The 13,339-nt window shown below is 70.0% G+C and carries 14 protein-coding genes; 7 read left to right on the forward strand and 7 right to left on the reverse strand.

The window, feature by feature from the left end:
• Nucleotides 1-58: 58 nt before the first annotated feature.
• Nucleotides 59-2,143 (reverse strand): S46 family peptidase, encoded by a 2,085-nt coding sequence (locus BZG35_RS14490; RefSeq protein ID WP_077356616.1) that lies wholly within the window; start codon nt 2,141-2,143, stop codon nt 59-61.
• A 180-nt stretch (nt 2,144-2,323) separates the two neighbouring features.
• On the opposite strand from BZG35_RS14490, the gene BZG35_RS14495 reads away from it, so the two are divergent.
• The 3 genes from BZG35_RS14495 to BZG35_RS14505 are packed head-to-tail and all read left to right on the forward strand — an operon-like array spanning nt 2,324 to nt 5,295.
• On the forward strand, nt 2,324-3,496 hold the full coding sequence (locus BZG35_RS14495) for an ABC transporter permease (RefSeq protein WP_077356618.1): 1,173 nt from the start codon (nt 2,324-2,326) through the stop codon (nt 3,494-3,496).
• Nucleotides 3,493-4,248: an ABC transporter ATP-binding protein gene (locus BZG35_RS14500; RefSeq protein WP_077356620.1), complete on the forward strand. Its 756-nt coding sequence runs from the start codon at nt 3,493-3,495 to the stop codon at nt 4,246-4,248. The genes BZG35_RS14495 and BZG35_RS14500 overlap by 4 nt, the downstream gene beginning before the upstream one ends.
• Before the next feature lie 24 nt (nt 4,249-4,272).
• Nucleotides 4,273-5,295: an HlyD family secretion protein gene (locus BZG35_RS14505; RefSeq protein ID WP_077356622.1), complete on the forward strand. Its 1,023-nt coding sequence runs from the start codon at nt 4,273-4,275 to the stop codon at nt 5,293-5,295.
• Between the two features lie 58 nt (nt 5,296-5,353).
• On the opposite strand, the gene BZG35_RS18015 is transcribed toward BZG35_RS14505, so the two are convergent.
• Complete coding sequence (locus tag BZG35_RS18015) at nt 5,354-5,506, reverse strand: hypothetical protein (protein WP_171981971.1); 153 nt, start codon at nt 5,504-5,506, stop codon at nt 5,354-5,356.
• Between the two features lie 149 nt (nt 5,507-5,655).
• Here BZG35_RS18015 and BZG35_RS14510 point away from each other — a divergent pair, with 149 nt between their 5' ends.
• Both BZG35_RS14510 and BZG35_RS14515 read left to right on the forward strand, forming a co-directional pair.
• Nucleotides 5,656-5,871: a DUF1289 domain-containing protein gene (locus BZG35_RS14510; protein ID WP_077356624.1), complete on the forward strand. Its 216-nt coding sequence runs from the start codon at nt 5,656-5,658 to the stop codon at nt 5,869-5,871.
• 100 nt (nt 5,872-5,971) lie between these two features.
• The gene (locus BZG35_RS14515; protein WP_253189355.1) at nt 5,972-6,487 is read left to right on the forward strand and encodes a TIGR02281 family clan AA aspartic protease; all 516 of its coding nucleotides are present in this window, start codon (nt 5,972-5,974) and stop codon (nt 6,485-6,487) included.
• Nucleotides 6,488-6,496: 9 nt separating this feature from the next.
• On the opposite strand, the gene BZG35_RS14520 is transcribed toward BZG35_RS14515, so the two are convergent.
• The 3 genes from BZG35_RS14520 to dusA form a co-directional block, all read right to left on the reverse strand.
• Nucleotides 6,497-7,171: a hypothetical protein gene (locus tag BZG35_RS14520; RefSeq protein ID WP_077356626.1), complete on the reverse strand. Its 675-nt coding sequence runs from the start codon at nt 7,169-7,171 to the stop codon at nt 6,497-6,499.
• A gap of 76 nt (nt 7,172-7,247) precedes the next feature.
• Nucleotides 7,248-8,072, reverse strand: coding sequence for a sulfite exporter TauE/SafE family protein (locus BZG35_RS14525; protein WP_077356628.1), 825 nt, complete (start codon nt 8,070-8,072; stop codon nt 7,248-7,250).
• Between the two features lie 4 nt (nt 8,073-8,076).
• A complete protein-coding gene (dusA, locus tag BZG35_RS14530; protein WP_077356630.1) occupies nt 8,077-9,102 on the reverse strand; it encodes a tRNA dihydrouridine(20/20a) synthase DusA in 1,026 nt (341 codons plus the stop codon).
• Between the two features lie 199 nt (nt 9,103-9,301).
• Between dusA and thrC the strand changes: the two genes are divergently transcribed.
• On the forward strand, nt 9,302-10,705 hold the full coding sequence (thrC, locus tag BZG35_RS14535) for a threonine synthase (RefSeq protein ID WP_077356632.1): 1,404 nt from the start codon (nt 9,302-9,304) through the stop codon (nt 10,703-10,705).
• A 68-nt stretch (nt 10,706-10,773) separates the two neighbouring features.
• The gene (locus tag BZG35_RS14540; protein WP_253189190.1) at nt 10,774-11,133 is read left to right on the forward strand and encodes an endonuclease domain-containing protein; all 360 of its coding nucleotides are present in this window, start codon (nt 10,774-10,776) and stop codon (nt 11,131-11,133) included.
• A gap of 168 nt (nt 11,134-11,301) precedes the next feature.
• Here BZG35_RS14540 and BZG35_RS14545 read toward each other — a convergent pair whose 3' ends face one another.
• Together BZG35_RS14545 and thrB are read right to left on the reverse strand one after the other, a co-directional pair.
• The gene (locus BZG35_RS14545; RefSeq protein ID WP_077356634.1) at nt 11,302-12,297 is read right to left on the reverse strand and encodes an SDR family oxidoreductase; all 996 of its coding nucleotides are present in this window, start codon (nt 12,295-12,297) and stop codon (nt 11,302-11,304) included.
• A gap of 80 nt (nt 12,298-12,377) precedes the next feature.
• Nucleotides 12,378-13,337, reverse strand: a complete 960-nt coding sequence (gene thrB, locus BZG35_RS14550) for a homoserine kinase (protein ID WP_077356636.1) — start codon at nt 13,335-13,337, stop codon at nt 12,378-12,380.
• Between the last annotated feature and the right edge of the window lie 2 nt (nt 13,338-13,339).

A 13,339-nucleotide genomic window follows, 5' to 3' on the forward strand; every position in this document is an offset into this window, starting at 1 on the left:
CGTGAGAAGGGCGTCCCGGATAGCCGCTTCGCGGCTTCCGGGATGACAAGCGTGGTCTCTACTCCACGCCCAGCTCTTCCAGGAGGCGCGGCTGGTCGTAGACGTTGCGCAGGGCCTCGGTGATGGCGGCGGTCGAGACGCTCACCGTGCGGTTCAGCGCCTCGTCATAGCCGAAGGCCCCGCCCAGGGAATGGATGTTGCCGTCGAAGGCGGCGCCGATGACCTCGCCGGCGGCGTTGATCACGGGCGAGCCCGAGTTGCCGCCGATGATGTCGTTGGTGGAGACGAAGTCGTAGACGATCTCCTTGTTCACCCGGGCCTCGTTCTCGGCGAACTTCTCGGCCAGGACGAAGGGCTGGGCCCCCGTCGCCCGCTCATAGAGGCCGCCCATGTCGGTGAAGGCGGGGACCTCCGTCCCGCGATAGGTCCAGCCCTGGACCGCCCCGTAGGACAGGCGCAGGCTGAAGGTCGCGTCGGGGTACTGGTTCGGTCCCAGGACCGCGAACCGGGCCTGGGCCACCTTTTCCGCCGCCCGCGCGGTCGGGCCGGACACGGCCGATTCCCAGCCGGCCCGGAGGGCCTGGGCCGCCTCGTCGTTGTTCAGCACCAGTTCGATCAGCGGATCGCCCGACGCCGCCAGCTGTTCCGGCGTCATGGCCAGCAGTTCGGCCCGGCGCGCCGGATCGGCCAGGCCCGTGCCGGACACGAGGCGGGCGGCCAGGGCCTCGGGGCTCTCGCGGCCCAGCAGACGCTGCACATCGGCATTGTCCACGGTCAGGTATTCGCGCGTCTTGGTCAGCCAGAAGGTCAGATAGACCTGTTCCAGCCCCGGGGTGATCGGGGTCTCGGCCGACAGGCGGCGGCCCAGGGCGGCGATGTCGGCGTCGCTGTTGCCCGGACGGCGCTCGGCCACCGGCTTGGCGCGTTCCTTGGACGCCCGGACGATCGCCTTGGCGTACTGATACAGATTGGAGCCCTGACCGGCCGAAGCCTCCAACTGGCGGTAGGGCAGGAAGGTCGCGCCGGCCTGGGCCTGGATGCGCTCGAGGTCGGTCCAGGGATCGCCGATGCGTTCGACCAAGGCGGGATCGGCGGCGACGCCGGCGCGGATGCGGGCCTCCTCGTCGCGTTTCACCTGCAGGAAGGCGGGGTCCAGCAGCGCCTGCTGCTGGCCGAAGGTGGCCTTGAAGCTGTTTTCCAGGCCGAACAGCGGATCGACCGCGACCCGGGCCGTCTCCTCGTCGGTGAAGGACCACTGGGTCAGGCGTCCGCGCAGTTCCGACCACTGGATCAGCGACAGCGGCTGGACCTGATCGCGCAACCGCTCCAGCTGGCTGATCGTCAGCAGGCGCGAGGTCGAGCCGGGGTTGCCGGCCACGAACACGGGCTCGCCCACCTTCGGTGCCTCGGCGTTCCAGGTCAGGTGGTTGGGGGTCTCGACCGGCCGGCCGTCCTCGTAGATCCGCAGGAAGCCCATATCCAGGGCATAGCGGGGGAAGTTGAAATTGTCGGGGTCACCGCCGAAGAAGGCCGCCTGGAACTCGGGCGCGAAGGCCAGCCGGACGTCCTCGTATTTTTGGAACTTGTACAGCTTGTACTGACCGCCGCGGTAGAAGCTGATGACCTGGCAGGTCAGTTTGACGTCGTCGCCGCAGACCTCGGTCTGGATGGCCTGGGTCTCGGCCGAGCGCGCCTGGACGAAGGCCGCGCCTTCCAGCCCCGTGCCGGAGGCCAGGACCCGGTCGGTCACGTCGGTGATGTCGGTCAGGATCTCGGCCGTCTGGCCCGGGCACTGTTTCTCGTCCTCGCGCGTGGCGGGCATCCAGCCGGTCTTCACATAGTCGTTCTGGGCGTCCGACAGGTCCTGGACGCAGCTGACCACGCAGTGGTGGTTGGTCAGGACCAGGCCCTGGCCCGAAACCAGCGAGGCCGAGCAGCCCTGGATCCGCACGGCGGCGTTCTGCACCCGGTCCAGCCAGGCCTGATCGATGTTGGTGCCGTAACGGGCGTTCACCGCCGCGATCGGAAAGGCGTCGAAGGTCCACATGCCTTCGTCGGCGCGGGCGGTGGTGGTCGAAACGCCGAGGGTCGCCAGGGCGAGGGCGAGCCCCGAGGTCGCGGTGCCGAGGATGCGCAGGCTCATGGATCGTCTCCCGTTCGCCGATGGGCTCGGCGGAATTGTTGGCTGCTGTCTAGCTAGGCCCGGCGAACGACGGGCCGCAAGCCCCCCGACGTCGGGGCGGACCGCCTTACCTCGATTTAACTTGGTGCCAACCCTTTGCGGCCTCACATATCGTCGCAAGTCAGGGACGATTCAGACACAATGTCGCTCGCGCTTTCCACGCTGCTCTTCGAGTGGCGCCGCTATATGGCGGCCGTCATGGCCCTGGCCCTGTCCGGCCTGCTGGTCCTGGCCATGACCGGTGTCTTCATCGGCATCGGCAAGGGATTCACCGCGACCATCGAGCGCTCCAGCGCCGACATCATCGTCATGCAGCCCGGAGCCAAGTCGCTGATGGGCGGCCCCTCGGGCGTGCCGCGCCGGTTCATTCCCCTGGTCTACAACAACCCCCAGGTGGTGGAGGTCCAGCCCCTCGATGGGGCGGGCGGCAGTTTCCAGTCGATCAAGAACGTGGACCCCACCCTGTCGCAGGCGGACCGGGCCAAACAGGGCGCGCCGCGGCAGGAGTTCGTCCAGGCCTCGATCATCGACACCACCCCGGGCGCCGTGACCATTCCGACCGACTATTCGCGCGAACTGGTCGACGCCCTGCGCCAGCCCTACACCGTCGCCATCGACGAGACGGCCGTGACCAAGCTGGGCGTCAAACTGGGCGAAAAGGCCCTGTACAACGGCCAGACGGTGACCGTCGTCGGGATCACGCGCGGCTATCCCAACATGATGCAGTCGACCGTGATCATGTCGCGCGACACCCTGCGGATGGTGGGCCAGGCCGATACCGGCCCGCGCGTCGGCCCCCTGATGGTCAAGCTGCGCGATCCCGCCCAGGCCGAGCGGGTCGCCGCCGAGCTGAACGCCACCGGCAACGACCAGTGGAAGGCCTGGACGCGTCAGGAACTGGCCGACGCGAACCAGATGGCCATGTTCGAAGAAGGCATCCTGGTGATCATCATCGGCGGCTGCGTCGTGCTGGGCACCATCATCGGCATCGCCATCACCTGGCAGACGCTGCGCGGGGCCATCATGGCCAATATCAAGGAGTTCGCCTCGCTGCGAGCCCTGGGCGTCGGCATGGGCTCGCTGAACCGGATCGTCATGGAGCTGAGCTTCTGGGTCGGCTGCGTCGGCGTGCTGGCCGCCATCCTTCTGACCCTGGCGGTGCAGTGGCTGGCCATGACGGGGGCGGTCATCATCGCCCTGCCGCCCCTGCTGCTGATCATCGTCGGCGGCGGTCTGATCATCATCGCCATGCTGTCGGGCCTGCTGTCCCTCGGCATCCTCAAGAACAGCCAGCCTGCGGACCTTCTGCGATGAGCCCGCACACCACCGTCCACGGCAAGCACGGCGACTTCGCCATCGAGGCCAAGGGCATCCGCAAGCGGTTCAAGTCGGGCAAGGCCTTCGTCGAGGTGCTGAAAGGCGTCGATTTCGACGCACGCCACGGCGACCTGACCATGGTCATGGGCCCGTCCGGCTCCGGCAAATCGACCCTGATCGCCGCCCTGTCCGGCCTGCTGCGTCCCGAAGAGGGCCGCGTCGACACCCTCGACGTCGACGACCTGTGGAAGCTGTCCGCCGGCAAGATCGACAAGTTCCGCCTGGATCACTGCGGCTTCATCTTCCAGGGCTTCAACCTGTTCCCCGCCCTGTCGGCCCTGCAGCAGGTCGAGGTGGTGCTGAAGTTCCAGGGCCTGACCCCCGCCCAGGCCAGGAAGCGCGCCACCCTGGCCCTGGAAGAGGTCGGCCTGGGCAAGCGCCTGCACCAGCGCCCCGCCTCCCTGTCCGGCGGCGAGAAGCAGCGCGTCGCCATCGCCCGGGCCCTGGCCAAGGACCCCCAGATCCTGTTCGCCGACGAGCCGACCTCGGCCCTGGACGGCGAGAACGGCCAGGTCGTCATCCGCCTGCTGCGCCGGGCCGCGACCGAACACGGCGCGGCCGTGATCTGCGTCACCCACGACCCCCGCCTGGAGGAATGGGCCGACCGGGTCGTCAAGATCGAGGACGGCGTCATCATCAGCGACGAGCGCCGCACGCCCAATCCGAACGCCACCCTGGCGTCCCACTAAGACCACGCCGCAAGGACCCCGCCCATGCCCGCCTTCCTGAAGAACAAATGGCTCTGGATCGGCATCCTGCTGATCATCGTGATCGTCGTGGGCTTCACCATGATGCAGGGTGCCGACAAGGCCAAGAAGGCGGAAGCCGCCGAGGCGGAGGCCAACAAGGTCGAGAGCCCCTATGCGGCCATCGCCAACGGCAAGGTCGACATCGAGGGGGGCATCATCCAGATCGCGGCCCGCCGCGGGGGCATCGTGCGCGAAGTGCTGGTCCAGGAGGGCGACACCGTCGTCGCCGGCCAGATCCTGGCGCGCCAGGAGGACGACGAGCCGCGCCTGGCGCTGCAGACGGCGGCCGCCGACCTCGCCGCCGCCCAGAGCCAGCTGAACCTGATCCAGGTCAACATCCGCACCGCCCAGCGCGAGCTGGAACGGCTGCAGGCCCTGGTCGCCACCAACTTCGTCGCCGCCCAGCGCGTCGATCAGGCCCGCGACGCCGTCTCCACCGCCCAGGCCCAGCTGGGGGCCCAGCAGGCCGCCGTCCAGACCGCCCGGGCCCGCCGCGACCAGGCCGCCTACAACGTCGAACTGACGGTGATCCGCTCGCCCGCCGACGGCCGCATCGTCCGCCGCTATGCCAACCCGGGCGCGGGCGCCTCGACCCTGAACGTGTCCAATATGTTCGATCTGGAGCCGGTGGCCCCGCGCATCGCCCGCGCCGAGATCGTCGAAAGCGACATCCCCAACGTGGTGACCGGCCAGGCCGTCGAGATCACCCCGGAAGGCGATCCCTCCAAGGTCTACGTCGGCACCGTGCTGCGCCGCGCGGCCGTGTTCGGCGCCCGCAAGCTGGCCTCGGACGATCCCTCGCAGCGCTCCGACGAGCGGGTCGTCGAGGTGGTCGTGACGGCCGGCGACGCGCCGCTGCTGATCGGCCAGCGGGTGCTGGTCAAGTTCATGAAACCGGGCCAGACCGCCGGCGCGCCGCGCACCGCCGCCGTCGGCGTTCCGGCCGACCGCTCGATGCAGGCCCCGCCCGCCCGCGCCGCCAACTGATCGTCGGCCCGAGCCCCGACAGCAAAAAGCCCCGGCGGATCGCCGGGGCTTTTTCGTCTCAGCTCTTCTTGCCGAAGCGGAAGGGCTCGAAGTTCGACGGATGGCTGACCACCCGGTCATCCGGCCGGGGGGCCTTGGTGTTGACCAGCATCCCGCCCCACAGGGCAAAGGACATCATGGCGTGTTGAAGGTTCTTGTCACGGTCGTTCATGTGGCGTCTCCTTTCGCTGAACGATGAAAAGAGACGCGTCGTGCTTGCAGGGGTTTGCACCCTCTTAGTCGTTTCGCGTCGAGGACACCTTCGCACATCGCGCGATATTTGCAAGTTTTTAGTCCGGTGCCGGAGCATATTTCGTAAACATGTCGCTGAATGCCGCACCCCTGCCCCGTCCGATTGCGACCCCCTGTATCCAGGTCTGCGTCATCGACGGCGCCTCCGGCCTGTGTCTCGGCTGCTACCGGACCCTGGCGGAGATCGCCGAGTGGAGCCGTATGGAGGCGGCTCAGCGAACTGAAATCATGAGCGAACTTCCGGAACGCCGCCTGCGCGTCGATCCGGCGCTGAGGGGCGACTGAGGCGTAAACCTTTCGTCAGCCATCTCGATTCACCGCATCCCAAGGTCGAGCGCGCAGAGTGGACGCTGCCGCATCCGCGGCCTCGCTGTTTGGGTCTGTGCTGGTGCGTTTCGAACTGAAATCGGTCTTCGTCATGGGAACGGCGACGCTGTCGTCGCTCGCCGTGGCCGGGATGCTCAGCCATCAGACGCCCCGCGTCGCCGAGGCCGCCACCCCGGCGGTCGCGCCCGCCGCCGCCCCCATCGCGGGCCAGACCGCGCAGATCGCCAAGAGCGCCGACGGTCATTTCTGGGCCGAGGCCGACATCGACAACCGGGCGGTCCGGGTTCTGGTCGATACCGGGGCCAGCGTCGTCGCCCTGACCCGGGTCGATGCCCAGCGACTGGGCCTCGACCTGACGCCCGCCGACTTCACCGTCACCGTCCAGACGGCGTCCGGCCCGGTCCGGGCCGCTCCCGTCGAGCTGGATCACGTCGCCGTGGCCGGGGCGCGGGTGGAGAAGGTGCAGGCCCTGGTGGTCGAGAAGGGCCTGCCCCACTCCCTGCTGGGGATGAGCTATCTGGGGCGGCTGTCCGCTTTCGAAGCCCGCCCCACCGGTTTGACCCTGCGCCCCTGATCGCGGCGTCTAGAAGCGGTAGTTCAGGCCCAGCTGCACGACCGGCAGGACGTCGTAGTCGTTGGCGTCCTCCTGGATCTGCGCTTCTTCCTCGGCCAGCCGCTGCTGGAAGGTCGGATCGTTGGAGAGCGTGCCCCCGCTCGCGTTCAGGTCCACCTGAGGCTCATCGCCGAAGGCCGCGCCGGCCAGGAGCCGGAAGCCCCAGCGCCCGGCCGTGGTGAAGGTGTTGTCGAACCCGATCCCGACGAACGGCGCCGTGCTTTCCAGCTCGATCGTGCCGGTCAGATTGCCGATCTGCGCGGGGGTGAAGGTCTGGCTGCCGATCTGGGTGTCGCCGGTGGGCGTCGCGTCCAGGTTCACGCTCCGGTCGCCGAAGAAGGCCCCGGCCGAGACGAACAGGGCATTGCCGGTCGGGTGCAGGTCGATGAAGGCCCCCGGCGAGTTGAACTCCAGCTCGGCGCTGTAGTCGACGTCGTCATAGGTGTCGTCGCGGTCGTAGCGCAGCATGTCGTAGGAGCCGCGCAGGACCACGGTGTCGGTCAGGGCGAACTGGGCCTGGACCCCTGCGCCGGGCGTGCCCACCTGGGCCCCCACGGCGAAGCGTCCGTCCTGGGCCTGGGCCGTCGAGGCCAAGGCGAGGGCGGCGGAGGATACCGCGAGGGCGGCGAAGGCGTGGCGGGTCATGGCGGGCTCCATCAGGGTTAACCCACCCCTGCACCCCAGGCGTTACCGGGGCTTTATCGCCAAGCTTGGAAAGCGCTCACAGGGCGTTGATCATCACCGAAAGGGCCGTCACCAGCAGATAGACGGCGAAGGCCCGGCGCAGCACGGTGCGGTCCAGACGGTGCGCCAGTCGCGCGCCGAAGGGGGCCACCAGGGTGGTCAGGATCCCCATCACCACCGCCGCCGGAACATTGACATAGCCCAGGCTCAGCGGCGGCCGTCCGTCGGCGCTCCAGCCGAAGGCCACGAACCCGACCGCCGCCGCCGCCCCGATGGCGATGCCGAAGCCCGAAGCCGTCGCCACCGCCTGATGGATCGGCCGGCCGCACAGGGTCATCAGCATGCCCCCGAAACTGCCGCCCCCGACGCCCATCATGGCCGACAACAGGCCGATCAGCCCTCCGGTCCAGCGTCGCGTCGCCCCGGTCGGCAGGTCCGGCCGCAGGGTGATCCGCTCGGGCAGCAGCCCCATCTGGGCCGCGATCACGACCAGACAGACGCCATAGACGATGGCCAGCCCCTCCATCGAGGTCACACCGGCCACCGCCGCCCCGACCAGGGCCCCGGCCCCGACCCAGGGGGTCCAGGTCCGCAGCACCTCTTCGTCCACCGCCCCGTGGGCCCGGTGCGCCCCGAGCGACCGCCAGGAGGTGGCCACGATGGTCAGCAGTGAGGTGCCGATGGCGACGTGCAGATTGCTCTCCCCGCCCAGCCCCAGGACCGAGAAGGCATAGAACAGGGCCGGCACCAGCACGGTCCCGCCCCCGACCCCGAACAGGCCGGCGATCAGCCCGCCGACCAGCCCGGCCGCGAGCACGGCGACGGCCAGCAGCGCCAGCTCGTTGAGCGGCAGACCGGTCAAGCCCTCACGCCGCTTCGCCCAGCCGCTCGCGTCGGGCCTCGGCCTCGCGCACCGCCTCGACGGCCCGGTCGACGACCTCCAGCCCCGCGCCGGGCCGGATCGCCTCGACGGTCAGGATGCGGCGGAAGGCGCGGGCGCCGGGGCGGCCGTGCATCAGCCCCAGCATGTGTCGGGTCATGGCGTGCAGGCCCCAGCCCTCGGCCAGGCGGGCGGCCAGATAGGGTTTGTAGCGCTCGATCGCGGTGAAGGGATCGACGTCCCCGCCCGCCGCGCCGAACAGCCGCCGGTCGACCTGACCCAGGAGGGCGGGTTCGTGATAGGCGGCCCGGCCCAGCATGACGCCGTCCAGGAACACGCCGTCGGCCTCCTCCAGATGGGCCTCGGCCGCGTCCAGCGAGGCGATGCCGCCGTTGATGCAGATCGTCAGATGCGGCCGCTCGCGCTTCAGCCGGCGCACCAGGGCATAGTCCAGCGGCGGCACGTCGCGGTTCTCCTTGGGCGACAGGCCGCTGAGCCAGGCCTTGCGGGCATGGATGATGAAGGCGGTGACACCGACGGCGGCGGAGGCATCGACGGTGGCGAACAGGCTGACCACCGGGTCCTGGTCGTCGACGCCGATCCGGCATTTGACCGTGGCGGGCACATCGACGGCCCCGGCGATGGCGGCCATGCAGTCGGCGACGAGCTCCGGCTCCCTCATCAGACAGGCCCCGAAGCGGCCCGACTGGACCCGGTCGGACGGGCAGCCGACGTTCAGGTTGATCTCGTCATAGCCCATGGCCGCCCCGATCCGCGCCGCCTCGGCCAGCTGGTCCGGGTCCGATCCGCCCAGCTGCAGCGCCACCGGATGCTCGACCGCATCGAAGCCCAGCAGCCGCTCCCGGTCGCCGTGCAGCACCGCCGGGGCGGTGACCATCTCGGTATAGAGCAGGGCCCGGCCGCTCAGGGCGCGGTGGAAGGCCCGACAGTGCCGGTCGGTCCAGTCCATCATGGGGGCCACCGACAGGCGGTGAGCGGGAACGGGGGTCATGGGCGGCTATCTGGGGGCGGGAGACGGCGAAAACAGGGTGTACTCTGTGCACTTCGTGCACTTTGCCCACCGGACGAAGGGCCCTGTAGCACATCCGGGCGTCATTCGCGGACCTGTCGGTGATCGGACCCAGGCCTTCCTCCACTGGCGGGGGAAAGGGCTTTGACGCACGCGGGCCCGCTGGCTAACCAGAACGGCGATGGCCCAGTCTCCCGATCGCTATGTCTCCACGCGCGGCGGCGCGCCCGCGACCGATTTCGTCGAGGCCTTGCTGCGCGGCATGGCCCCGGACGGCGGCCTGTATATGCCCGAGACCTGGCCGACGCTGAGCCCCGACACCTGGTCCGCCGGCCGCGGCTATGTGGCGATCGCCCAGGCCGCCATGGCCCCCTTCGTCGGCGACGCCCTGCCCGCTGGTTCGCTGGACCGGGCCCTGGCACGGCTGGTCGCCGGGTTCGCGCCCGCCGAGGTGACGCCGCTCGTCCGGCTGGAGGACGACCTCTATCTGCTGGAGCTGTTCCACGGCCCGACCGCGGCGTTCAAGGACCTGGCCATGCAACTGGCCGCCTCCCTGGCGTCCGAGGCCTTGGCCGCATCGGGCGAGACCCTGACCCTGGTCACGGCGACCAGCGGCGACACCGGGGCGGCCGCCGTCGCCGCCTTCGCCAACCAGCCCCGCATCCGCCTGATCGTGCTGCATCCGCACGAGCGGGTCTCGGCCGTGCAGCGCCGCCAGATGACGACGGTCGAGGCGGACAATGTGCTGAACCTGGCCGTCCGAGGTGATTTCGATGACTGCCAGCGTCTGGTGAAGGGGCTGCTGGCCGAAGAATCCCTGCGCGCGCAGGGCCGCTTCAGCAGCGTCAACTCAATCAACTGGGCCCGGCTGGCGGGACAGATCCCCTACTATGTCTCGGCCGTGTCGCAGCTGGCGGCCATGGGCGAGACCCGGGCCCCGGTGTTCGTCGTGCCGACCGGCAATTTCGGCGACGCCTTCGCCGGGATCGCGGCCCGCAACATGGGCCTGCCGGTCGCCGGGTTCGTGGCGGCGGTGAACGCCAACGACGCCCTGGCCCGCGCCATCAACGAGGGGGTCTATGCCCGCAAGGCCGCCGTCGAGACGGCCTCGGTCAGCATGGACGTCCAGGCCCCGTCGAATTTCGAACGGCTGGTGTTCGAGGCCTCGGGCCGCGACGCCGGGATGACCAAAGGCGTCTTCTCCGACTTCGCGAAGACCGGGTCGGTCGCCCTGCCCGCCGACCTGCTGGCCGCCTTGCGAACCGAGGTCTCGGCCGTCTCGGTCGACGAGGCCACGACCCGCGCCGAGATCGCCCACGCCCACGCCGCCTGGGGCCAGGTCGTCTGCCCCCACACCGCCGTCGCCCTGTCGGCCGCGCGCGGCCTCGATCGGTCCGCGGGGCCGGTGATCGCCCTGGCCACCGCCCACCCCGCCAAGTTCGGCCGCGACGTCGCCCCCGTCCTGGGCTTCGACCCCGACCCGCCCAAGGTCATCCGCGACCTCGGCGACCGGGCGGAGCGGTTCGAGGTGATCGGAGCGGAGGCGGAAGAGGCGCTGGCGGCGGTGCGGGGGTTTGGAGGGTAAAGCGTCTCCTCCCCGACGCGAAGCGGTGGGGAGGTGGCTCGGAGCGCAGCGGAGAGACGGAGGGGCTCTTGACGACGCAAGGTGCCGTGAGCCGGGCGCGCGTGCTTCGACGGACGCTGACGCCGCCGGAGGCTAAGCTTTGGGTGTGTCTAAGACGACGGGCGCTGGGCGGACTGAAGTTTCGCCGGCAGCACCCGGTGGGAGCGTATGTCCTCGACTTCTATTGCGCGGAGGCTCGCCTAGCGGTCGAGGTGGACGGACAGCACCACGGCGGCCCGGAGCAGTTCGAGAAGGACACAGCCCGAACGGCGTGGCTGGCAAAGCAGAATACTGCGGTGCTGCGCATCGCGGCGGAGCGGGTGCGCACTGATCTTGAAGGCGTACTGGGTTGGATCAGGATGAACGCCGAAGACCGAGTCCGCGGCTAAGAACCCCTCCACCGCTTCGCGGTCCCCCTCCCCATTCGCTAAGCGGCGAACGGGGAGGAGACGAGCCGTACCGTCTCCTCCCCGCGCCGAAGGCGGGGGGAGGTGGCTCGGAGCGCAGCGGAGAGACGGAGGGGCTCTTGCCGACGCTGGGTACGCTTGGCGACCAACCTACGCCGGTTGGCCGCCGCCGCCGGTGGCGCCGAAGATCTGACCGGTGGAGTAGCTGATCCAGGGGTCGGCGGCGGCCACGAAGAGCCCAGCGATCTCGGCCGGCTGGCCGGGGCGGCCCATCGGGCTTTGCGAGCCGAAGCTCTGCAGCTTCTCGGGGCTGGCGCCGCCCGAGACCTGCAGCGGGGTCCAGAACGGGCCGGGGGCCACGGCGTTGACGCGGATGCCCTTGGGAGCCAGCTGCTTGGCCATGGACTTGGTGAAGTTCAGCACGGCGGCCCGGGTCATCGCATAGTCGACCAGATCCTCGGACGGGTCGCTGGCCTGTTCGGACGAGGTGTTGACGATCACCGCCCCCGCCGACATCCGCTCGACCGCCGCCTTGGTCAGCCAGAAGGGCGCATAGACATTGGTCTTGATCGTGGCGTCGAAGGCCTCGCTGGTGATGTCGCCGATGGTCGGCTGGGTCTGCTGGCGCGCGGCGTTGTTGACCAGGATGTCCAGCCCGCCCAGCTCGCGCGCGGCCCGCTCGATCAGCTCGCGGCAGAAGGATTCCTCGCGCAGGTCGCCGGCGATCGAGACGCCCTTGCGGCCCTCGGCGCGGATCAGGGCGATGACCTCGTCGGCGTCGGACTGTTCGGCGGGCAGGTGGTTGATGACCACATCGGCCCCCTCGCGGGCATAAGCGATGGCGGCGGCGCGGCCGATGCCGCTGTCGCCACCGGTGATCAGGGCGCGCTTGCCGGTCAGCCGGCCGGTGCCGCGATAGCTGGTCTCGCCGTGGTCGGGGCGGGGGTTCATCTCGGACACCAGGCCGGGCCAGGGCTGACGCTGGTTGGCGAAGGGCGGCTTGGGATAGGCGGAGGCGTCGGGCGGGGTCGGGGCACCGGCCTGGGCGGCGGGGGCGGCGGTCTGGGCCCCGGCGGGGGTGGTGCTGAGGGCTGCGGCGGCGACGCCGGCGCCGGCGACGAAGGTACGGCGGGACTGGTCGGACATGGGAAGTGGCCTTGCGGTTTGGGGAGGTGTGCCCCTGCTAACCGCACCCCGCCGCCCGGGTTCCTAGCGCCAAGCTGCCCTCACAATGTCGCAGGCATCACGGTCTCATGCCTCCGCCACCAGGCCGCGCGGCGGAAAAAGGCCCCCGGATCCTTGGGCGTCACCAGCTTGGTCGGGTCGTGGAAGATGCGGTCGTGCAGCCGGGTCAGGGTGAACCGCAGGGCGGCGGCCTGGCCCAGGCGCGGCAGGGCCCGCGCCTCGGCCGGGGTCAGGGGGCGCAGGGCCTCATAGCCCCGCCGGAAGGCCGCGACCGCCCCCGGAATGGGAATGCCCGCCCCGTCGAACCCCCAGGCGCTGAGCGCTATGGCGAGGTCATAGACCAGCAGGTCGGTGCAGCCGAAATAGAAGTCGATGACGCCGGACACGGCACCGTCCTGGAACAGCACATTGTCGGGGAAATAGTCGGCGTGGATCGGCCCGCGCGGCAGATCGTCCGCCCACGGATCACCTAGGTTCGCAAGCGCCGCCTCGACGCCGTCGAGGAGGGTGCGGTCCTCGCCGGTGGCCGCCGTCTGGCAGCGGTCGGCCAGGGTGCGCCACATCGCCGGGCCGACGGGATTGAGGCGTTCGCCCGCGAACCTCGCCGCCTGCAGATGCAACCGCGCCAGCATGGTCCCGGCCGCCCCGACCTCGGCCGGAGATGGGTCGCGCAGCCACGCTCCGCCCAGCCATTCGATCACCGCCGCCGGCCGCCCGTTCAGCGTCCCGACCCAGGCCCCGTCGCGGTTCGGGACCGGTCGGGGGGCGGGAAACCCCTGCCCGGCCAGATGGTCGGTCAGGCCCAGGCAGAAGGGCAGAGACGCGGCATCGGTGCGCACTTCGAACAGCGTCAGGACGTGGCGGGCCCCTTCGGTTTCCAGCCGATAGTTGGTGTTCTCCACCCCCTCGGCGATGGGGTGGAGCGACCGGAAGGCCCCGAGGTCGTAGGCCTCGAGGAAGGCTCTCGCCTGATCGTCCGAGACCGGAGTGAAGACGGCCACTC

Source organism: Brevundimonas sp. LM2 (assembly GCF_002002865.1).
Lineage (GTDB): Bacteria > Pseudomonadota > Alphaproteobacteria > Caulobacterales > Caulobacteraceae > Brevundimonas.

Bases quoted from the DNA above. Each gene is read 5' to 3' on its own strand.
- BZG35_RS14490 (WP_077356616.1), bottom strand. From the start codon at position 2,143: ATGAGCCTGCGCATCCTCGGCACCGCGACCTCGGGGCTCGCCCTCGCC.
- BZG35_RS14495 (WP_077356618.1), top strand. From the start codon at position 2,324: ATGTCGCTCGCGCTTTCCACGCTGCTCTTCGAGTGGCGCCGCTATATG.
- BZG35_RS14500 (WP_077356620.1), top strand. From the start codon at position 3,493: ATGAGCCCGCACACCACCGTCCACGGCAAGCACGGCGACTTCGCCATC.
- BZG35_RS14505 (WP_077356622.1), top strand. From the start codon at position 4,273: ATGCCCGCCTTCCTGAAGAACAAATGGCTCTGGATCGGCATCCTGCTG.
- BZG35_RS18015 (WP_171981971.1), bottom strand. From the start codon at position 5,506: ATGAACGACCGTGACAAGAACCTTCAACACGCCATGATGTCCTTTGCC.
- BZG35_RS14510 (WP_077356624.1), top strand. From the start codon at position 5,656: ATGTCGCTGAATGCCGCACCCCTGCCCCGTCCGATTGCGACCCCCTGT.
- BZG35_RS14520 (WP_077356626.1), bottom strand. From the start codon at position 7,171: ATGACCCGCCACGCCTTCGCCGCCCTCGCGGTATCCTCCGCCGCCCTC.
- dusA (WP_077356630.1), bottom strand. From the start codon at position 9,102: ATGACCCCCGTTCCCGCTCACCGCCTGTCGGTGGCCCCCATGATGGAC.
- thrC (WP_077356632.1), top strand. From the start codon at position 9,302: ATGGCCCAGTCTCCCGATCGCTATGTCTCCACGCGCGGCGGCGCGCCC.
- BZG35_RS14545 (WP_077356634.1), bottom strand. From the start codon at position 12,297: ATGTCCGACCAGTCCCGCCGTACCTTCGTCGCCGGCGCCGGCGTCGCC.